The sequence below is a fragment of the Streptococcus sp. oral taxon 056 str. F0418 genome (assembly GCF_000220065.1).
Lineage (GTDB): Bacteria > Bacillota > Bacilli > Lactobacillales > Streptococcaceae > Streptococcus.
In genome coordinates this window covers 1,764,183-1,785,202 of record NZ_AFQU01000001.1, presented here as the reverse complement: position 1 = coordinate 1,785,202, position 21,020 = coordinate 1,764,183, and the positions used below count along the sequence as shown (strand labels likewise).

The 21,020-nt window shown below is 39.6% G+C and carries 22 protein-coding genes; 1 reads left to right on the top strand and 21 read right to left on the bottom strand.

The window, feature by feature from the left end:
• Positions 1–325: 325 nt before the first annotated feature.
• The 16 genes from HMPREF9182_RS08850 to HMPREF9182_RS08780 form a co-directional block, all read right to left on the bottom strand.
• A complete protein-coding gene (locus tag HMPREF9182_RS08850) occupies positions 326–2,314 on the bottom strand; it encodes an ABC transporter permease (protein WP_009754883.1) in 1,989 nt (662 codons plus the stop codon).
• Positions 2,298–3,074: an ABC transporter ATP-binding protein gene (locus tag HMPREF9182_RS08845; protein ID WP_009443642.1), complete on the bottom strand. Its 777-nt coding sequence runs from the start codon at positions 3,072–3,074 to the stop codon at positions 2,298–2,300. Before HMPREF9182_RS08845 ends, HMPREF9182_RS08850 begins: the two co-directional genes overlap by 17 nt.
• 12 nt (positions 3,075–3,086) lie before the next feature.
• A complete protein-coding gene (locus HMPREF9182_RS11005) occupies positions 3,087–3,215 on the bottom strand; it encodes a hypothetical protein (protein ID WP_009443878.1) in 129 nt (42 codons plus the stop codon).
• A gap of 292 nt (positions 3,216–3,507) precedes the next feature.
• Positions 3,508–3,855, bottom strand: a complete 348-nt coding sequence (locus HMPREF9182_RS08840; protein ID WP_009754899.1) for a class Ib ribonucleoside-diphosphate reductase assembly flavoprotein NrdI — start codon at positions 3,853–3,855, stop codon at positions 3,508–3,510.
• 9 nt (positions 3,856–3,864) lie between these two features.
• Positions 3,865–4,215 carry a hypothetical protein gene (locus tag HMPREF9182_RS08835; RefSeq protein ID WP_037602853.1) on the bottom strand — a complete coding sequence of 117 codons (351 nt, stop codon included), beginning with the start codon at positions 4,213–4,215 and terminating at the stop codon, positions 3,865–3,867.
• A 180-nt stretch (positions 4,216–4,395) separates the two neighbouring features.
• Positions 4,396–4,962: a TetR/AcrR family transcriptional regulator gene (locus tag HMPREF9182_RS08830; RefSeq protein WP_009754617.1), complete on the bottom strand. Its 567-nt coding sequence runs from the start codon at positions 4,960–4,962 to the stop codon at positions 4,396–4,398.
• A 103-nt stretch (positions 4,963–5,065) separates the two neighbouring features.
• Positions 5,066–5,482, bottom strand: coding sequence for a DUF3021 domain-containing protein (locus HMPREF9182_RS08825; RefSeq protein WP_009754523.1), 417 nt, complete (start codon positions 5,480–5,482; stop codon positions 5,066–5,068).
• 10 nt (positions 5,483–5,492) lie between these two features.
• On the bottom strand, positions 5,493–5,948 hold the full coding sequence (locus HMPREF9182_RS08820) for a LytTR family DNA-binding domain-containing protein (RefSeq protein ID WP_009443534.1): 456 nt from the start codon (positions 5,946–5,948) through the stop codon (positions 5,493–5,495).
• 27 nt (positions 5,949–5,975) lie between these two features.
• Complete coding sequence (locus tag HMPREF9182_RS08815; RefSeq protein WP_009754212.1) at positions 5,976–6,842, bottom strand: ABC transporter permease; 867 nt, start codon at positions 6,840–6,842, stop codon at positions 5,976–5,978.
• The gene (locus HMPREF9182_RS08810; RefSeq protein WP_009443210.1) at positions 6,843–7,709 is read right to left on the bottom strand and encodes an ABC transporter ATP-binding protein; all 867 of its coding nucleotides are present in this window, start codon (positions 7,707–7,709) and stop codon (positions 6,843–6,845) included.
• 180 nt (positions 7,710–7,889) lie between these two features.
• Positions 7,890–9,890, bottom strand: a complete 2,001-nt coding sequence (locus tag HMPREF9182_RS08805) for an FtsX-like permease family protein (protein ID WP_009443359.1) — start codon at positions 9,888–9,890, stop codon at positions 7,890–7,892.
• Positions 9,871–10,650, bottom strand: a complete 780-nt coding sequence (locus tag HMPREF9182_RS08800; protein ID WP_009443351.1) for an ABC transporter ATP-binding protein — start codon at positions 10,648–10,650, stop codon at positions 9,871–9,873. The genes HMPREF9182_RS08805 and HMPREF9182_RS08800 overlap by 20 nt, the downstream gene beginning before the upstream one ends.
• Positions 10,651–10,881: 231 nt before the next feature.
• Positions 10,882–11,640 carry a TraX family protein gene (locus HMPREF9182_RS08795; protein ID WP_037603133.1) on the bottom strand — a complete coding sequence of 253 codons (759 nt, stop codon included), beginning with the start codon at positions 11,638–11,640 and terminating at the stop codon, positions 10,882–10,884.
• A 319-nt stretch (positions 11,641–11,959) separates the two neighbouring features.
• Positions 11,960–12,316 (bottom strand): class Ib ribonucleoside-diphosphate reductase assembly flavoprotein NrdI, encoded by a 357-nt coding sequence (locus HMPREF9182_RS08790; protein WP_009443466.1) that lies wholly within the window; start codon positions 12,314–12,316, stop codon positions 11,960–11,962.
• Positions 12,317–12,324: 8 nt separating this feature from the next.
• On the bottom strand, positions 12,325–13,305 hold the full coding sequence (locus HMPREF9182_RS08785) for a sensor histidine kinase (RefSeq protein ID WP_009754244.1): 981 nt from the start codon (positions 13,303–13,305) through the stop codon (positions 12,325–12,327).
• A complete protein-coding gene (locus tag HMPREF9182_RS08780; RefSeq protein ID WP_009755051.1) occupies positions 13,289–13,975 on the bottom strand; it encodes a response regulator transcription factor in 687 nt (228 codons plus the stop codon). The genes HMPREF9182_RS08785 and HMPREF9182_RS08780 overlap by 17 nt, the downstream gene beginning before the upstream one ends.
• A gap of 97 nt (positions 13,976–14,072) precedes the next feature.
• Between HMPREF9182_RS08780 and HMPREF9182_RS08775 the strand changes: the two genes are divergently transcribed.
• Positions 14,073–15,257: a DUF2974 domain-containing protein gene (locus HMPREF9182_RS08775; protein ID WP_037603131.1), complete on the top strand. Its 1,185-nt coding sequence runs from the start codon at positions 14,073–14,075 to the stop codon at positions 15,255–15,257.
• 179 nt (positions 15,258–15,436) lie between these two features.
• Here the strand turns inward: HMPREF9182_RS08775 and lacG are convergent, their stop codons facing one another.
• The 5 genes from lacG to lacD form a co-directional block, all read right to left on the bottom strand.
• Positions 15,437–16,843, bottom strand: a complete 1,407-nt coding sequence (gene lacG, locus HMPREF9182_RS08770) for a 6-phospho-beta-galactosidase (protein WP_009755107.1) — start codon at positions 16,841–16,843, stop codon at positions 15,437–15,439.
• A gap of 98 nt (positions 16,844–16,941) precedes the next feature.
• On the bottom strand, positions 16,942–18,648 hold the full coding sequence (locus HMPREF9182_RS08765; RefSeq protein WP_009443634.1) for a lactose-specific PTS transporter subunit EIIC: 1,707 nt from the start codon (positions 18,646–18,648) through the stop codon (positions 16,942–16,944).
• Positions 18,648–18,965 (bottom strand): PTS lactose/cellobiose transporter subunit IIA, encoded by a 318-nt coding sequence (locus tag HMPREF9182_RS08760; RefSeq protein WP_009754858.1) that lies wholly within the window; start codon positions 18,963–18,965, stop codon positions 18,648–18,650. Before HMPREF9182_RS08760 ends, HMPREF9182_RS08765 begins: the two co-directional genes overlap by 1 nt.
• 42 nt (positions 18,966–19,007) lie before the next feature.
• Positions 19,008–19,841 carry a PRD domain-containing protein gene (locus HMPREF9182_RS08755; RefSeq protein ID WP_009443331.1) on the bottom strand — a complete coding sequence of 278 codons (834 nt, stop codon included), beginning with the start codon at positions 19,839–19,841 and terminating at the stop codon, positions 19,008–19,010.
• A 197-nt stretch (positions 19,842–20,038) separates the two neighbouring features.
• Positions 20,039–21,019, bottom strand: a complete 981-nt coding sequence (gene lacD / locus HMPREF9182_RS08750; protein WP_009443381.1) for a tagatose-bisphosphate aldolase — start codon at positions 21,017–21,019, stop codon at positions 20,039–20,041.
• Between the last annotated feature and the right edge of the window lies 1 nt (position 21,020).

The window sequence follows — 21,020 nt, the reverse complement described above, 5'->3', positions numbered from 1 at the left end:
AAAACACAAAGTAAAAATAGGAAACCGACCATGTATCTGATAAACACAAGAAAGTTTATCTTTTTTACATGGCTTTTTGGTTCAACTCGATTCCCTAATACAGAAGAGCGTAAGCAAACTGATAGAAGTACAAGCGAAAAGCACTATTTTCCATGCTCTTCAATCGAGTCCAATACCGCATACTACTACCTAACTTGCAAATCAGTCTCTCGACTACTTTGTAATACAAACTACCTTTCTTACATTATAACGTTTTTTAACTAGTATGTAAAGCAAAATAGTAAATAAAAAAAGAAGTCGGAAAATCCGACTTCTCCTATAGATATTACATTGAAATGATTTTGCGGTAACTACGTGAAGTCACCATAAAGACCACGATATAACTGATAAAGAATACCGCACAAACTCCCAAGGTTACCATCAACATAAGTACTGTATTAAGTACGCCTAAAGCAGATAGAATCAAACTCAGCATATGATAGGCAAAGATCAAATGGATGAAAGCACAGATCAAAGGTAAGAAGAAAACAATCAAAATTTGCTTACGAATCGTTTGTTTAACTTGCTTTTCATCTAAACCAACTTTTTGCAAAATAACAAAGCGCTCTCGATCTTCATAACCTTCTGAAATTTGCTTATAATAAATGATGAGAACTGTTCCCAGCATAAAGACAATCGATAAGAAGATACCAATGAAGAACATACCGCCAAGCATTCCCTTAATCTCTTGCTTAGCGTATGCCGTTACCGAACCATACACGGCTTGATCATCCGCTAAAGTGGTGTTAAAAGTGGATAGTTTTTCTTGATAAACTGTCTTTAAGTCAGCCTGTTTTTCTTGCGGAATATCAAAAGTCATCCCACCGTAATAATTGACATTAACAGCATATTTCTCCATCAACGGAGTAAAGAACTGACTAGGATTTTTCATGACCATATAAATCTTTTCGGGTATCATCATATTCATCTGATCTGGTAGATGGCCAAATATAAAGTCTTCTTTTAGTTCTTCTTTGACTTTTAAGCGTTGACCAGCGATTTGAACATCCTGTCCAAAGTCCAACTTCACACCTTGTCGATATACCGCTACTTCCCCATCTTCAAGATGAAGGGATTTTCCCGTCATACTTTTATAAGCCTCCTCTGATACAGCTAAAATATAGGTATTTGGAGTCATCATTTTTTTCTCACGAGAATTGATCTCTAGCTGATTCTCTACACGGCTATTGATCCCCATAGTATAGTACTCGTAGACTACTTTCTTTGTAACAGGCAGTTGTTGCTCTTGAGCAAACTCTGTCATCACTTGATCTATTTGCTCGGCATTAATATTTTTCCCTTGAGCGCTAATGTCATGGGGAAACATAGCTTTCTGCATATAATCCCCACCAGCAAAAATATTGGCACCTCCAGACAATGTCACCAGTACCATCGTTGATAAAATGGCAATGGTTGCAAGTCCAACTGCATTTTTTTTCATGCGGAAAATCAAGTTAGACACGGAAATCATATTATTTGGCTTGTAATAGTAACTCTTTTTCTTTCTAAGAAGTTGTAAGAATACTGTCACTCCAGCATTAAAGAGTAAATAGGTCCCCAAAATCACAAAGAGTACTGCTACAAAAAAGATCAATATAGCAGCCATAGGATTAGTCACTCCCAAAGCCAAATAATAACCATAAATAAGCGAAGCCAAACCAACTAGAGTTTGCAAAATCAGAAAACGACTTTTTTTCTCTCCACTATTCTTTTCTTTAACCATCTGGAGGGCATCAAATTTCCGAAGATGCAAACCGTTGCTGATCATCATACAGAAAAAGACAAACACATACAAAAGAACAACTAAAATCAGAACAAATGGCTGAAAAGTCGAGACTAGGACGACTTGTAATCCCATTAATTTCAGCAAAAAGGCATAAATCAACTGATCAAACAACAGACCGATTCCCACACCTATACCCGTAGAGACCACAGCAAAAATTAGTAGCTCAATGATTACCATTAAAAATAAATGGCGCTTATTTAAACCGAGCATTCCATAAAGTCCCAGCTCTTTGGAACGGTTTTTCATGACAAAGCTATTGGCATAAAAAACAATGATGGTCGTTGTAATACTGACAACAAACACCCCTAAAGAGAGCACCATGTAAATGGCACTTGCTCCTACCATCTTAGACAAATGAGGATTAAATGTCAGTGAGAAAAAGATATAAGATATAGCAACAGAAAGGCAAGTTGCTAAAGCAAAGGGATAATAAAGACTGCGATTCTTAATAAGATTTGAAAGAGCTAGCTTACTAGTTAGTTTGAACATAGTCACCCACCTCACTTGCCATAACGGTCAAAGTATCTGAAATCTCTTGGAACATCTGGCGTTCCGTCTTATCTCCTCGGAAAATCTGATTATAAAGAATTCCATCCTTGATAAAGAGTACACGCTTTGCTCTGCTTGCTGCTGACGTTGAGTGGGTCACCATGAGAATGGTTTGTCCTCGGTCATTGATGTCATCAAAAACATCTAAAAGAGCGGCGGAAGATTTAGAATCTAACGCTCCTGTTGGCTCATCCGCTAACAAAATCTCTGGATCTGTGGTGATGGCACGCGCAACCGCTACCCGTTGCTTCTGTCCTCCTGAAATCTCGTATGGATACTTCTCTTGCAGACTATTAATCCCCAAATCGTTACATGTCACGACCAACTTTTTCATCATTTCTGTGATGGGGCGACGGGACAAGACCAATGGCAAGAGGATATTATCTTTTACAGACAAGGTATCCAGCAAGTTGAAATCCTGGAAGACAAAGCCCAGCTTTTCACGACGAAAGCTTGAAGCTTGGCTATTTTTGATGGTCGCTGTATCGGTTCCGTTCAGGTAAACTTGCCCTTCTGTTGGCTTATCTAGCATAGCCAAGATATTGAGGAGTGTCGACTTTCCTGAGCCTGACTCACCCATGATGGCTACATAGTCGCCCTCATCCACTGTAAAATGGATATCTTTAAGCGCTTCGACTTGATTGCCTTGGAAGCGTGTTTTATAAACTTTTTTCACATGTTGTACATCTAGTAGTGTCATCTTTTCTCCTTTTTAAAATCCTACGTATAGCTGTTGAGCGGATTGACTAACTTCATAGCCAAACTTTGTCAATTCGATTTCTTTGCGACTAGGATGAAACATCTGTTTTTCTTTATGTTTTAAGATTTTGAATAATTTCATTTGTATCACTTCCTTCATTTGATACATCTATTCTATCGAATTAAAAGCTCAACTTCCATAACATAACCTTTCATTTTGAAGATTAACCTTACAGTTTTGTAAGATAAGAAAAATCAAGAGATTTTTACACCCTTGATTTTATTTTATCATATAGTAGCTAGAGCAAGCCCTCACTGAAGCATTCAAATCGACAGCAACTTCTTCCTTTCGTTTTTAGTAGGAAGAAAAGAAGCATCCTCCTGTTATCATGAGTCGTCAAAAATTGAACGAGATTTTTACACTATATTTTTCACTAACAGCTTTCTAAAAACTCTTGTACCGCTTGAATATCCTCGTCATTGCCACCTTGGTCAATATTGCGAATATGCACTAAACCGTATTTTTCAATTATCAAAGGTGTGGCTCCACAATAGGTCTTTCCATGCTTGATAGAATCACCATTATTGACAAATCCTTTAATCAAACCTTGGTGTTTCTTGATAAAACTCTTGGTCGACCACGGTATTTTCCCAGCACCTGCATTGCGGGTAATCAAGATACAAGGAGCATCCAACTTCTCTTTGATAGACTGAGTCGGATACCCTAGGGATTCTGCAAACCGTTTGCCAACTCCTGTATTAGAATCATAGACAATAATCATATCTTTCTCCTACTTTCTCAAAAACAACAGCATAATCCAAGCTGAAAACCCTAAGATTGCTACATCCGCAACGAGCTTCATCATCAACTCAAAATCATTTGGCATACTATGAATATAGACAATAGATAACAAGCTTACTAAAGCCAAGCCACCTACTTTACAAGCAATCGGAAGAAGCGGAATCAAAGCCATTCCAAGAAAGGCAACAATCAACCCTCCCAATAAAAAGCTCTGAAAGTCCAAACTAAAATTAAAACCGACCGTCACTCCGCCATAGGCAACAATCAAAATACCTATCGCTATCATACAGATGCCTAAAATTGTCATCCCACTCATGCTATGTCCTCCTTGTTTACTCATTATTTTCCTCACTTCCTATTCTTCATTCATTTTAGAAAATTAATTTCTTTTTCCTTGTATAATCGGATTGATCTCCCTTCTATTTTTAAAGTGTCTGACATGTTAATCACCTCCTTTTTTGGAATGAATGAATAGTTTTATATATTCATTCATATCAATCTTCAAGAAAAGGAACTTTTATTATTTTGAAAAAATTCCTCTAACAAAATATTTTACCAGAGTTTCGAGGCTGTCAAAATAGCCTGAAAATTCTTGATCTGTTACATGCATGTCGATGTAATAAATCAGATCATAGACCTTCATAATCTCCGTAATTTTCTCCTCTGAAAAACCTTCTTCCTGCAAGCGCTGACTGAAAGTCTTTATCAGAAACTGATGAAAAGCATTGACTTCTTGGCCAGCATCTTGATAATAGTAGTCTCGCAAGAGTTGAGAAATTCCTGGTTTGTTCCATTCAGCCAAGATTTTATTAGGTGAAACTAGCTCAAAAGTCATGGCAAATAGCTCTTCAACGACTGCCTCAGGATCTCCCTGCCAATCCACACGCTGCATAATTGCCTCACGTACGCGACTGTTTTCCGCCACATAGACATCTAGGAAAATAGCTTCCTTAGAAGGATAATAGTTGTAAAAAGATCCGACCGCCATCAAAGCACGGCTTGTAATATCTGAGATATTCGTCTTTTTGTATCCTTTTTCTGCAAAGACTTCTCTAGCAGCTGTCAATAAAGCCGATTTTTTATCCATCAAGAATTCCTCTTTCTATCAAGAATAAATGAGTGAATATTATTTTATATTCATTCATATTTTATCATTTATAAATCATTTGTCAAGAAAAAAGAACCTGATATTATTTCAGATTCTTTTTTAAGCGACGCTTGTCCAAAACTTTGTTAATCTTTTTAGTTTTTACATTTGTATCTAGATAGATAAACAACCAGACAAAAAGATAAATTAAGATAAAATTCAGCCAAAATTGCCATTTGATAAGTAAAATGCCCCAGGAATTATATAGCATAAAAACGCAAACCAAACCTGTAACTGCTAAAAAGTGAAACAGTAATAAAGTAGAATGAGCAAAACGTTCATCAAAAATATCAAATAGTGGGCCAAGCATCCCAATTAAGCCACTCAGAAAAAAGACACTAATAATATTTCCGATCGTTGGTGCTGATTTTTGAATAGAAAGGGCAAGGACAATCAGATAGACTGTACTACCCGTTCGGATACCAGACAATATGTGGTGCAACCATTTTTTTAGGTTCATAGCTTACCTCCTAAATTCCTAGATAATCCATCAACGATTTGACATAGCGACGACTGACATCTGTTTTGATTTTATGAGTCAGCTTGGCAGTCATATTGCCCGAAAAACTATCAGATAAAGACTCTAAATGGTCGATATTAATGACCGCATGTCGCGACACCTGAATAAAATTCCGACTATTGAGACGTTGTTGAAAACGAGTCAATGTCTCTGTCGTTGTATAGATACCATCTGTACTATAGACCATCAGAGTCGTCTGATTAATATCTGCTAGGATAATATCGTCTGTCTTCAACATAATGAGTTTATCATCTGACTTGATAGGGAGGACTCCACTTGGGAGAGATTTGTATTGATGTAAATAATCAAGAATATCCTTAGCTTCTGCTTCTAACTGTTCTGCTTGAATAATAACCAACGGATCATTGGCAGAAATACCTGGAACTGGTTCGAATTTGGTCTGCAAAGTGATGGCTCCTTTTGTTCATTGATACTAAGCTTTTACATTCAATTTGCGATGGCTAGTCATGTTTTGTAAAAACCATAGGATAGCAACAACTACTATAATCACTCCCACTATATAGTAAGTTTCTTGCCTTGTCAAGAGTTCCTGCCATTCTAAACGAACACCCATAGACTTCTCAAATTGTTCTTGAGCAAGAGAATTTCCTCTAAATATATTTGTCAGGTCATTCCCCATCAAGACTTGTCTAAAGAGAGAGGCTATGTAGCTAGATGGAGTGAGTTTCATCAAAAATTGAGCAAAATTTGGTAATGTGCCGATAGGGATATAGGTGCCAACTAGGAATCCTGAGGCAGTACCAACTATGGTTGCGAATCTTCCCAAACTATCCACTGATTTGAAATAGTGAATAAACAAGGCATTAACCAAGGTCGATAGAAAGCTATTGAAAAGTAGTAACATGAACAACTCCCAAACCAGACCCCAATCAAAAACGATCTGATCTGTTATCATGAAATAAACTGTCATAAGGACAAACATAAAAAGCTGCATACAAAAACCAATCAAAATACTGCTCATGAGATAGCTCGTTTGAAGCCCCCATTGACCTAAATCAGTAATAAAGAGATCATCAGTCACTCTGTTTTCGCGGTCTTTTGTTGCCTGCGATAAAGCAGATAAAGTTGTTGTCAACGCTGTAACAGCCAAGGTCCCACCAATTAGCCAAAAATCCAGTAATCCAACAAGATCACCACCAATTGACCATGCTTTTTTCATATTATTCCCTAAAAAAACCAAATATAAAACAAAAGGAATAATCGCACCAAATAAGGAGTGGATGACTCCACTACGATTTCTAAAATAAAGCAAGAAATTTCTCTTTACTAATGCCAACATTTACCGTACCTCTCTTCCTGTTATTGCCATAAAAGCATCATCCATCGTCCCAGGATGAAATTCAAAATGCTGAATATATAGACCTAGCTGCTCTAATAATTCCAAAGCTTGTCTCGTCGTCTCGGGATAAAAAAGAAAAACTCCTTTCCCCACTTCTTCATACCCATTTTCCATCTCTACAATTTGCTTGACTCTATCAGCCTGTTGACTGACGATGCGTAGGACATGTTGTGCATAGCGAGCCTTAATAGCATCAGCTGCCCCCTCTGCAATAAGGCGACCATGATCTATAATATAAATCTGATCAGCATCATCGACCTCATTTAGATAATGTGTTGTTAATACAATCGTCATTTTTTCTTCTTGTTGCAGTTTCTTAAGAAGATCCCAGATGCTTTCGCGCGTCTGGATATCCAAGCCTGTCGTTGGCTCATCTAAAAAAAGCAGATCGGGACTATTGAGCAGAGCGCGTGCAATATCGACTCGTCTTTTTTGTCCGCCAGAAAGTGTCCCATAGCGTTGTTTGGCAAAGCTAGTCAGCCCCAGTTGCTCGATCAACTGCTCAATCTTGCCTGTTTTCACCTGCTTGTACTGCTTGGCACGAATTTGCAGATTTTCAACTACTGTCAAATTGGCATCTAGCACACTATTTTGAAAGACTACCCCCAGCTTTGTTTGTTCTGCATAAGTAATTTGTCCTGATGTCGGCTGTAAAAGTCCAATCAACATCTGAATGGTTGTCGACTTTCCTGCACCATTAGGGCCTAGAATAGCTGTAAAACTTCCTCTCTCAATCTGAATATCGAGTTTATTAACTGCCACCTTATCGCCATAAACTTTGGTCAGATTTTTTACTTGGACTAACATGATATTTTCTCCAATCTTTAACTTATGAGCCCATGATAACAAGATTCCTTGAAAAAATCTCCGCTTTTTAGATAAGCGGTAGCATAAAAAAGACAAGCGGTAAAAATCTCACCATATAAAAAAGCTGGGGCAAACTCCCATGATGAATATCATCATGAAAATTTGGCCCACAGCCTTCAATTATCTTGCTACAATCCTGCGATAACTTCGTGAAGTCAATAAGAAAACTAAGATATAAACCAGTAAAAAGACGCCACAAGTTGCAATGGTTGTCTGAATTAACAAAGGTGTATTGGTCACACCTAAGAGCGCCACAATCAAACTGAGCATATGAAAAGCAGCTGCAACATGACAGAAAGCAAAAATAAGTGGTAAGAAGAACACTGTTACGATTTGCTTACGTATGGTACGTTTGGTTTGCTTCTCATCAAGACCAACCTTTTGCAAGATGATAAAGCCATCACGATCTTCATAGCCTTCAGAAATCTGCTTGTAGTAAATCACTAGAACAGCTCCTAGAAGGAAAATAACGGATAGGAAGACACCAATGAAGAGCAAGGTTCCAGTAAGTTCCTGATAGCTCTTTTCTGCGCTATGACGGTCACTAGCCATTGCGTAGCTGCCATCTTGGGCCTGTCCCTGATCCAAAGTATCCCTCAGTCCCAGCTGGACTTGCTCGACAAATTTCTTACTGCCCTTAGTCTCTGAAGCAACTCCAATGTAGTAATAATGTGCAACATTAAGCCCTACTTCTTTACTATCATTGACCACCATATAGAGACCCTGCTCCATGGCAACGTCGTTTGGATTAGGGATTTCCCCATGCGTGAAATTCGACGGTAAAATCTGCTTAATCTTCCAGTCCTTGCCATTCACTCGGAGAGGCTTGTCCTTATTTAAGGAAATATTTTTTCCATAGACAAGGGTTTCATCGTCTGCCAAGTCTATCTTTTCCCCTGTCATTTTTTCATAATCCTGACGATTGATAACCGTAATCGTGCCAGCAGACTTGGTCAAGATACTTGGATCCGAATCCAGCTCGCTTTGCGCTGGAACAGTAATATCATTACCAGCTAGTTTCATGATGAAGGATGATTGGTAGAGATAGGCAGTATAGTTTGGCTTCTTCAGACCTGTTTCCTGTGCAACTTGCTGGACCTTGTCCAACAGAGCTTCCGTCTGGTCGGTCGATTTCGGCAAGACGATGCTGACATTGTAATCCTTTGGATGCAAGGTAGTAATATAATCCTGACCCCCAACATAGGTATTGATTGTACCAACCAGAGTCACTAAGAGCATGGTAGATAGAATGGAGATAGTTGCCAATCCTGCCGCATTTTTACGCATCCGCGAGATAAGATTGGAAACAGAAATGAAATTCTGCGTTTTGTAGTAGTAGCCTTTGCGCTTTTTGAGAAATTGTAATAGTGTAATCGAACCTGCATTAAAAAGCAGATAGGTCGCTAGAATAACCATGACCACAGCTATAAAGAAATTGCCGATTGCAGCGACAGGTTTGGTAACAGTCAAAGCCATATAATAAGCCACACCCATGAGTAAGAGCCCAAGCAAAGTTTGTAGCAAAAGGAAGCGTCCCTTCTTTTCGCCTGCTTTCTTTTCTTTCATTAGGTTAAGAGAGCTATAGCGTAAAAGACGCGTAGAGTTGAGCAACAAAATCACCGCAAAAGCGACACCTAGACTGACTAGAGTCATCCAGATGTTCTGCCATTGGAAGGTCGAGGCAAGAACTGCCGGCATTCCCATCAATTTCAAAAGGACTGCGTAGAGCATCTTATCTAAAGTTAGGCCAGACAAGATACCCAGACCAACTGTAGCCAGATAAAAGACACAGAGTTCAAAGAAGGTCATGACTAGCAGATGCTTTTTCTCCATGCCCAGCAGACTATAGACACCCAACTCTCGGGAACGGTTTTTCATGACGAAGCTATTGGCATAGGTGATGAGGATAAGGACGGCAATCTGAATGACATAGATACCAAACTGCAAGGTCATGCGAGCTGCTGTACCACCATAAGAGCTCTCCATATTAGGGCTATGAGCCAGTGAAACAAAACTATACAAAATCGCTGTTGCCAGTACCGTCGCCAAAGCAAATGGATAATACAAACTGCGATTCTTAATAAGATTTGAAAGAGCTAGCTTACTGGTTAGTTTGAACATAGTCACCCACCTCACTTGCCATAACGGTCAAAGTATCTGAAATCTCTTGGAACATCTGACGTTCCGTCTTATCGCCTCGGAAAATCTGATTATAAAGAATTCCATCCTTGATAAAGAGTACACGCTTTGCTCTACTTGCTGCTGACGTTGAGTGGGTCACCATGAGAATGGTTTGTCCTCGGTCATTGATGTCATCAAAAACATCTAGAAGAGCGGCGGAAGATTTAGAATCTAACGCTCCTGTTGGCTCATCCGCTAACAAAATCTCTGGATCTGTGATGATGGCACGCGCAACCGCTACCCGTTGCTTCTGTCCTCCTGAAATCTCGTATGGATACTTCTCTTGCAGACTATTAATCCCCAAATCGTTACATGTCACGACCAACTTTTTCATCATTTCTGTGATGGGGCGACGGGACAAGACCAATGGCAAGAGGATATTATCTTTTACAGACAAGGTATCCAGCAAGTTGAAATCCTGGAAGACAAAGCCTAGTTTTTCACGACGAAAGCTTGAAGCTTGGCTATTTTTGATGGTCGCTGTATCGGTTCCATTCAGAAAGACTTGGCCTTCTGTTGGCTTATCCAGCATGGCTAAAATATTGAGCAGTGTCGACTTACCTGAGCCTGACTCACCCATGATGGCTACATAGTCGCCTTTATCCACTGTAAAATGAATATCCTTGAGCGCTTCGACTTGATTGCCTTGGAAGCGTGTTTTATAAACTTTTTTCACATGTTGTACATCTAGTAGTGTCATCTTTTCTCCTTTTTAAAATCCTACATACAGCTGTTGAGCGGATTGGCTAACTTCATAGCCAAACTTTGTCAATTCGATTTCTTTGCGAGGAGGCACTTGAGATATTTCTCTTTTACCTCACCATAAAAAATCTTTTTACATCTTTACTCTATTTTATCGAATATAGGCCCACTTATCCATGACTTTTCCTTACATTATAGTCTACAATCTTACATTTTTGTAAGATTCGATTTATTTGACTAAAAAAGCGATCAAGGAAATCAACCACAAATGTGCTGGATAAAAAATATAAAAGAAATATTTCCCCCACTTTCCAGTATAACCGCGCTCGCCATTGTAGACATATAAGAAAGGCAACACAGTGATAAATAACCAATCTGAATTATACAGCATCATCGAAATTGTTTCTCCTAAAGTCGGATAAACTTGTATACTCATGCAAAAAAGCAGGAAGGCCAATGCTAGATAGAGTAGATTGCGTAAACTTTCTTTTTCCCTAAAAGCATAGGTAATGAGCATAAAAGGTAGAAGCACCATACCACCTTCTGTTAAAAAGGCTGCTACTCCAAGTATTAAAACACCTAAGCTATACCGAACCCACTTATTGATAGGAAAAACTTTTCTGTCATTTTTAGAAAATCCAAAGAAAATTCCCAATGTCAAGACACCACAAGCCAGTGTCAAAAATATATTATTGGAATTGTAAATGCCTTTTGAATAGAATAATAAATCTAAAACCTTATTTCCTACAAACATGATCGTTGCCCATAAAAAGAGGCGCGCATTGTAAAGTATGCGACTGCGCGTATGGATAAAGCCTTCTACCGCAGCAAATGCAAACCAGACACCTACACAGCGAGTCACTGCATGAAAAATACCCGCCCAATCCCCAGTCAATAACCCTGGAATCTTATCAATATGATCAAGCACCATCAATAGCGCCATGACAAGTTTGATTTGAAAACTGTCAAAACCTTTTACTTTTTTCATCATCTATCTTCTCCTTTTTCTTTCTGACTCTATCATACAAGAAAAAAAGAAGGCGCACCATAACATAACCTTTCAATTTTAAAGAAAAACCTTACAATCTTGTAAGGTTCAGATTGAAGACAAAGTCCTAGCCTCTCAATTGTCTTTGGATTGTCGAGCAAGACGCAGTGGTTGAGTGGGCTCTACTACGCTGATTTCATCAGCTTTTACAGCCCTACTCAACTGTGCGGAGGTGGGACGACGAAATCGAATTCTAACGAATTACCGATTTCTGTCCCACTCTCTGTCTTTTATCCTATTTCTAAACATAAATACCGGATTAGTCTAGAATATTTGCCATTAACCATTCTTTGACAAAGGTTCGATCCTTCTCATCCCCTGAGCGATGGATATTACAGATATGATGTAAACCGTATTGTTCTCTAATCTTATCTGTCGCTCCACAAAAGGTTTTTGGATAGCGCTTTTGGTCTCCATTCATGACAAAACCACGAATCAATGGTGCGTACTTTTTGATAAAACGCTTAGTCGTCCAAGGAATTTGGCCCAAACCACTATTGCGTGTAACTAGTATACAAGGTTGATCGAGCCGCTTTAAAACAGACTGAGTGGGTTGTCCCAAGTCTTTAGCAAATTCCTTTCCACATCCTGTTAAACTATCATATACAACTAGCATACCTTCCCTCACTCGATCACTAATCGCTTTTCAGCTAATCCAATTTTTACAGTAGTGCCCTCCCCTACCTGTGACTCCAGTGCTAGAGAGTTTCCCAACTGATTTGCAATTTTCTTAGATAAGTAGAGACCTAGGCCAGATGATTGATGGGTCAACCGACCATTATACCCGGAAAATCCTCGTTCAAAGACACGTAAAATATCACTATCTTTAATTCCAAGGCCTGTATCTTTCAAGTACAGAGTATCCCCTTGACAATAAATCTCTATTCCACCTGTTTGAGTATACTTTAGACTATTGGACAGAACCTGTTCTAAGATAATCATAAACCACTTTTTATCGGTCACAATCGTTCTATTCAAATCATGAAGATTTAATGTCAGGCCTTTCTGAATAAAGAAAATCGCATATTTTTTAACCACTTCTTTGACGAGATCTTCTAGATTTTCCTTGTTCAATACCAAGTCATCATGAAAGCTCTCCAAACGTAGATACTGTAAGACTAGATTGACATAAGATTCAATCTTAAAAAGCTCTTGTCCTAGCTGTTTTTTGGTATCCTGTTCTTCTAAATCTTGTACCAATAAAGAGCTTGCTGCAATGGGAGTTTTAATCTGATGAGCCCACAAAGTATAATAGTCCATCAAATCATTATAGCGTTCTCGCTCAAGAGCCGTTTTCTCCTGCTCTTTTACTTCCAATCTTTGAACCTTCTCTAACAACAATGCTTCTATAGCGCTTTGGGCTCTGCTTTCCTCATATAAACACTGAGAACGAAAGTTTTTAAAAGACACCCAAACATCCATCCAAAGAATCAAACAGGATAAGAATAGTAAAACCATCAAGACATACTGGAGAATCACGCGGCTATCTTCAAATAAAAAATTAAAAAATACAAGTATGCCAAAGAAAATCAGATATTGTAAAAAGAAATACCGCCTTGAATAAAGATAATATCTGATAAAGAAAACATTATTCCGCATGTCCATTTGTTAGACCGTACCCAATTCCTTTTTTTGTTTCAATAAAGTTTGCCAAACCAGACTCCTCTAGTTTTTTTCGAAGTCGGGCTACATTAACCGACAAAGTATTATCATCAATGAAAAAATCACTATTCCACAACTCTTTCATTAAGTCTTCCCGCTCAACAATGCTCCCTGCTCGCTCAAATAAAATACGTAAAATTTGAAATTCATTTTTAGTGAGTGTAATGACTTGTCCTTGATACATCAGGTCCATCGACTTTAGATTTAGAATGACTCCTCGATGCTCTAAGAGGTTCTGATCCGTACCAAATTCATAAGAACGCCGTAAAAGTCCCTGAACTTTTGCTAGAAATACATTATGATCGAAAGGCTTGGTAACATAATCATCTGCCCCCATATTAATCGCCATGACAATATCCATGGCTTGATCTCTTGAGGATAAAAACATAATCGGGACCGTTGAAATCTTGCGGATTTCCTGACACCAATGATAGCCATTAAAAAGCGGGAGTCCAATGTCCATCAAGACTAGTTGGGGCTCTTCCTTGACAAAAGTAGTCAATACTTCCATAAAATCTTCTATCACTAAAACCTGATAGCCCCATTGTTCCAGCATTTTTTTGATCATTTGACGAATGACTGAATCATCCTCTACCAACATTATTTTATGCATATTCTATGTCCTCTCAACAGTTCTCCCTCTATTATAGCAAAGACACAGTAAAATGTGCTATACTAACAGTAAACTCTTCTAGAAAGGCATTATGTTTATGAGTAATATTCTTGATTATCTAAACCAAGTACAATATGACAGTATCTACGACCGCCCCTTCAACGAACTGGATCTACTTATTTTAACGGAATTGACTTATCTTTCTTTTGATGGGATAGTGGAAAGTGAATTAAAGCTCGATTTGAGCAAGCGTCTCTGTGAAGCAGCAAAGAATGTTTCACAAGAGATTTCTATGCTTCATACTCGTAATCGTTTAGAATTATTAGAAAAAGCTAGCCAATCCAAACGTTTTAAAAATATCAAGCTCTTTGGCTATGTAAATGATATTGACCCTGATATTGAAAAACAATTTGCTGCCATGCTCTATTGCATCCAATCAAAGCCAGCTACTTATGTATTAGTCTATCGTGGAACCGATGACTCGATTATTGGTTGGAAAGAAGATTTCCATATGACCTATATGGATCATGTGCCTGCTCAAAAAAACGCTAAAAAATATCTACAAAAAGCCCTACGCTCGCTAGATGGCCACTTTATCTTGACCGGTCATTCCAAAGGAGGAAATCTTGCTTCCTACGCTGCTAGTCAAGTTGAAGCCCATTTACAAAAAAGAATCCAAAGCATCTATAGCTATGACGCTCCTGGTCTGAATCGTTCGATCATTGAAAGCTCAGGATATAAAGCAATCGTCTCCAAAATCCATTCTTTTATTCCTCAAGGCTCCATTGTAGGCATGATGCTAGAAACTCCAAAGGAAATGGAGATTGTCAAAAGTACGGCTATTGGGGGTATTTCTCAGCATGATACCTTTTCTTGGCAAATCAAGGACGAAAACTTTGTCTTACTTGATCGCCTCAATCCTGATAGCCTTCAAACTGACCGAACACTGAAAAGATGGGTAAAAGACACATCTGACGCTGAATTAAAAGACTTTTTCGATCTCTTTTTTGGCTTGATTTTAGATGCAGGCATCACTTCGATTAATGATTTTTCAAAAATAGAAAATGCTCGAAAGGTGCTGGATATTTTTAAAAATGCCGGTGCGCTATCACCTGAAGAAAAAGAAATGCTAACACGCCTCACCAAGCTCTTAGTAGACATGAGGTATCAGTCTTTGAAAGATGATATATCCCTCCTTCATCCAGGAAAATTCGTTCAAGATGTCAAAGATAATTTATCAGAAATCACAAAAAATTTGCCTTTTCATAATGATAAATCATAAAATAAACTTAGTTGTGCCTGAGACTATATGAAAAGTTAAACATACACTTTCCTTCTCTTTTAACACTGGTCTGAGCTTTACCTCCTCTTGGATGCTCTGATTATTTGACAGATGATGAAGAATAAAAAAACTCCCGTCCTAGCCGATTTCATTCAGCTAAGGATGGGAGTTTTTTTTGCCTATTCAATCATTTGTGTTTCAGCAAGTTTCTTATACCAGTGAGCGGATTTCTTTGGATAGCGTTCCTGGGTTTCAAAGTCTACGTAGAATAAACCGTAGCGTTTTTCATAACCGTTAGACCAAGAAAAGACATCCATCAGAGACCAGATAAAGTAGCCCTTAACATTAGCCCCGTCCGCAATCGCATCGGATAAAACTTCCAAATGCTGCTTGACGTAGTCAATCCGAGCATCGTCGTAAACCGTATTGTCCACAAATTCATCTTTATAACCCAGACCATTTTCTGTGATATAGATCTTCTTGTAGTTTGGATAATCTTTCTTAATCCGCATGATCTGGTCATAGAGACCTTGCGGATAGATAATCCAATCCCAATCAGTTTTTGGTATATGAGTTGGAGATTCTCTGCGCCCTACTCCCTTAATCTGGTACTTAGAGCTTCCCTTTTCGCCTTTTCCGTTATGGATAATTTCTGTTTCACCGTCAAAGTCGCGCATCCAGTCACTCATATAGTAGTTGATGCCGAGGAAGTCATTGAGGTCTTTAGCTGCTTCTAGAGCTGCAAAGTCTTCATCTCGCAGATCCAGCTGACCACCATTGACCTTAAGGATATGATTCACTCCTGCCAGAGTTACATCTGAATAGTGCCCCAGATAAGTCGCATCTAGGATAAATTTGTTATGAATAATATCTTCCAATTCTGCCGCTCTGACATCTGCTGGATTTTCTGGATCGTAAGGATATTTTGTCGGAAGTGCATGAACAACACCAATTTCACCCTTGTAGCCCTTGTCCTTATAGAGCTTAACAGCACGAGCATGGGAGACCATCATATTATGATGGGATTGGAAAACCTTGGCCAAGTCATACTGGATACCTGGAGGGAATTTTCCTACTAAGTACTGACCATCACCAATGGGGCCAATTTCATTGAAAGTCGTCCAGTAGCGAACTTCTGGAAATTCTTCAAAACAGAAAGCCGCATAGTCCACAAAGTGCTTAATATTTTCCCGATTGAGGAAATCTCCATTTGAATGAAGAGCCTCTGGTGTATCAAAATGGTGAAGGGTCACAAAGGGTTCTACATGACGCTTGTGGCATTCTGCGAAAAGATTATGGTAAAATTCCACACCTTTTGGATTGACCTCGCCATAGCCTGTCGGGAAAATCCGTGACCAAGCAATGGAGATCCGAATCCCATTGACACCATACTCCTCAGCTAATTTCAGATCCACAGGGTATTTGTGGTAAAAGTCGCTGGCAGGTTCTGCCGTGTACCAGTAGTTATCTTCTAGGTATTTATCCCAGGCAACAGGTCCTTTTCCATCTGTGTGGGTTGCTCCCTCAGCTTGATAGGCTGCTGTTGCACCACCGAAAATAAAATCTTTAGGTAAGCTTTTTGTCATCTTATTTTCCTTTCAATAGCATTTGAGGCGAAACAAGTAAGTAAATAGGTAAATAACAGGGGAATTGAACTTTGCTTCACCTCAAATGAACTAACAAATTAGTTGTTAAATTGCTCCTGAACAAAGGCCAGTGCTCCTTTGCCATCACGGGTTAGTTTGATGTATTGGCCGCCTTCAGTCTTAGCCAGCTTGATACCCAATTTATCAGTTTCGGCCTTCATGTCTTCAAAGTTTGAAGCAACTTGAGGAGCCAAGATAACCAGGTCAAACTCAGGCAACATTTCACGGTGAGCACCGTAGCCGCCAGCTGCTGCTTTGACAGGAACATTATATTCAGCTGCTGCTTTATTCAAAGCGTTGGCCAGCAATCCGCTGGTACCACCACCTGCACAGAGCACCAGAACATTGGTTTCTTCGCTGATATTGTTTTGAGCTGGAGCTTCTTCATCCACTCCTGCTTTTTCAAGGATAGCATCCGCTTTAGCAGTATTAAAGTTAGCTGCTACTTTTTCTTTAAGAGCATCGTTGGCTTTGCCAGAACGTTCTTCTTCTAGGATTTGTTCGTCATAAACCTTGACAAATGGATAGTAAATAATCACATCCACTACGACAAGAAGAGCTGCAAGAACAAAGGACAGAAGCTGGAAGTTGGTACCCAGCACAATTCCCAGAGGTCCAGGTGTCACCCAAGGAAGGTTGGCTGAGAAGGAGTTCATGTTTAACATATCAACAAAGAATTTGAAAATCCATACATTTGCGATAGGTGCAAAGATAAATGGAATGAAGAAAATCGGATTCAGTACGATTGGTGCTCCAAAGAGAATAGGCTCATTGACACCAAAGAAAGTTGGGACAACAGATGCCCGTCCAATTGCACGGTTACGCTCGGACTTACAGATCCACATGAAAAGGAATGGAACAATCAAGGTCGCACCAGTACCACCCATGGTAACGATGAACATTTGAGTACCAGAAGTGATGACCTTATCCGCATGCTGACCAGCTTGTACCAGAGCCAAGTTGGCATCGATATTGGCATAAGTAATGGCAGCAATGGCAGGCTCAACGATAGACGGACCGTGAATTCCCACGAACCAGAAGAAAGCATAAGCGCCAAAGATAAGCGTGATTCCCAGATAGCCATCTGCCGCTGAGAAGAGTGGAGCAAGAAGCGTTCCGATGGATTCAGCAACGGTTACTCCCAGACTTGCTTTAACAAGCAGTTCCAAACCGTAGAGCAGAACGACTGAGACAGTAAATGGAATCAAGTCTTTAAATACTTGCGAGATATTTGGTGGAACTTCTTCTGGCATGCGAATGGTGACATTATTTTTCACACAAACCTTGTAGACATTAACCGTAACAAAGGCTGCGATGAAAGCTGTCAAAAGACCTTTGGTTCCCATGAAGGCAGTTAGGAAGCCACCTTCCTTGGCAGGTTCAGCTGCCATCAAGAGGAAGCCGACCATAGAAGCCAGCATAGTAGACAAGAAGTTAATCTGGTTTGTCGCAGGCAGGTCGCGGTTGACAGAGTCTGTCAGCGCCTTAGCAGTGGTTCCACCCACAAAGAAAGCCAGAATCCCCATCGAATAGCTATAGGGGGTCATTAAGAAAGTTTCAATGTCCTTAGACCAGTGGAAACCCCAAGCATTTGGCACATAAGCAATCAAGATAAAGATAGATGAGAAGAGGATAACTGGCATACCAGCGATAAAGCCATCCCGAATAGCACGAAGATAAATATTCCGAGAAATCTTCTCAAAGAAAGGCTTCCCTTTCTCAATAAGTTTGATGAGTTTGTTCATTATTTTACTCCTCTTTTGTATAGTTCAATTAAATGGTGCATCATATCTTTTAGTAAGATGGTAGTCATTAGGTGGTCTTGCCCGTGCATCATGGTTACACTGTAAGCCAAGTCCTCGCCAGCCGCTTCTTTTGTCAAGAGACTGGTCTGAGCGTGGTGAGCTTCGGCGATGCAGCTATTGGCTTCTTCTACCAAGGCATCTGCCTTAGCAAAATCCCCAGCCTCTGCGGCTTTCAAAGCTTCTAGGAGCTTGGAGCGAGCATCACCAGCGTAGGCTACAATTTCAAAACCAAGTAATGTTACTTCTTCTCTATTCATGAGAAATCCTCCTTTTAATTTTATATAAGATTCGATTTTTCTCTATAAAAGCCGTTGTATATGTAGCACCAAATAGACTCGTTCGCTACGGTAGAGATCAATTCCCGTCTTCTGGGCAATAATTTGGTAAATATCGCTTCCAATTTGGTAGGCTTGGGGATAGGTCATTTGGATCTGTTTTTCCATTTCCAGCAAAGAAACATTGTCGTCATGGCTTCTGTCTAGATAGTCTAAAAAGTAGTTCAAGTGAATCATAAAACGGTCATAAAAGTTGCTGTTTTCTGAATTTCTTTTAATATCCTTTTTCTTTAACTCTGCCTCAACAGCAGCCAGAATATCTTTTCGCCTGCCCAAGTGACTTTGCCCCTCAGGATTGGTCTCCCCTTCGGCATTGATAAAGTGATAAGCAATGCGATTGACCTCGTCACTAGGAAAATGATTCAACAACCGCTCACGGTATATCGCTACTGCTTCCTGAGCAATCTGATAAGGAATCGGATATTTGTCCGAAGCATCCGGTAGGTCACTCTCCTTGTACCGTCCCTGTTGCACAGCCTGATATGAACAGTAGATGTGATCCGTCAGCGTGACATAGATGTACTCCTGAACAGGGTAATCATACTTCTTAGAAAGGGTATCAATCACATCATAAGTTACTGTGATAAAATCCAGCGGAACATCTTTTAGCAAGGCCACAAAGTTTTCCTTAGATTCTTCCGTTCTTAGGCGAAAGATTTTTTCAATCTTACTTTCCAGAACGAGATCACCTTTCCTTTTATTAAAGGCTATGCCACTGCCAATCAGAACAACCTCTTCACCATTTTCATGTTTGGCTAGAGCAACATTGTTGTTCATAGGATGTATGATTCGATACATATCTCCTCCTCTTCATTTTCTAGGGTTTTGATAAAACAAAAAGACCACAAACAAACTAAGGCTATTCTTTTCCCTCAATTTATTTGCGGTCACGCCTAATCTAACTTAGTAACGCTCACCCTATTCAATTTCTGGTTTTATTATAGCATATCAGAAAAAGAATGTAAACCCTTTCTTTGTTTATTTTTCAATTATTTTTAAGCTCTTTCTTTCCATGAGGTTGCTGTTTTTTGAAGAACCTTGTTGAGTTCATCAATATTTTCAAATCCTGTTGTACGAAGCCACTTGCGAGCTGCTTCTTCGCCTTGCTCAATGTAGTCTTTGACACTGCCAGCCCAAGTCGCACGTCCACAAAGAACGCCGTTGAAGTTAGCACCTGACTCATGAGCAAACACAAGTGTTTCTTGGAAGAGTTTAGCAGATACACCCGCACTCAAGTAGATATATGGCAAGTTCGTTGCCTCATCTTGTTCCTTGAAGAAAGCAGCAGCTTGTTCTTTAGTATGCACTACTTCACCATCGCCAAAGCCTTCAACATATTTAACGTTGATTGGAACTTCCACTTTCAAGACATCAATATTGAAACGTGGATCTGAGAAGACCTTCATAGCACCGATAACCTTGTGAGGTTTCACTTTAGCGTATTCAGCGCTGGAAGCATCCGCAATCTTTTCATCGTAAGCCAAGATTTCAAGGAAGAAAGGAATATCTTCTGCCACACACTCAGAACCCACACGCTCGATATAAGCCTGCTTTTGCTGGTTGAGTTCTTCAGAACTGTCTACATCATAGTAAAGGAGGAATTTCACCGCATCCGCACCTTGTTCTTTGATGCGTTTTACAGACCAAACATCCAGACAGTCTGGCAGGCGCTTGGTGCTAGAAGTATCATAGCCTGTCTTTTCATAGGCCAATAGCAAGCCAGCATTCTTGTCCAAAGCCTTAGTAGCAGGCAGTCCATACTCAGGATCCAGCAGCATAGACGAAGCATAAGGAGTCAGTTCTTCTGCGACCAAAACTTTCAGCTCCTCCATTTGAGCTACTGTTGGTTCTGCTTCCTGGTGTTGAGCCATGAGGCGTTTCAAAGCACCACGTTGGTCAAATGCCAAAGCAGAAATGATGCCATTCTCATCAGAAAGTTTTTCCATGTACTTGCGTTTTTGTTCTGTTAATACCATT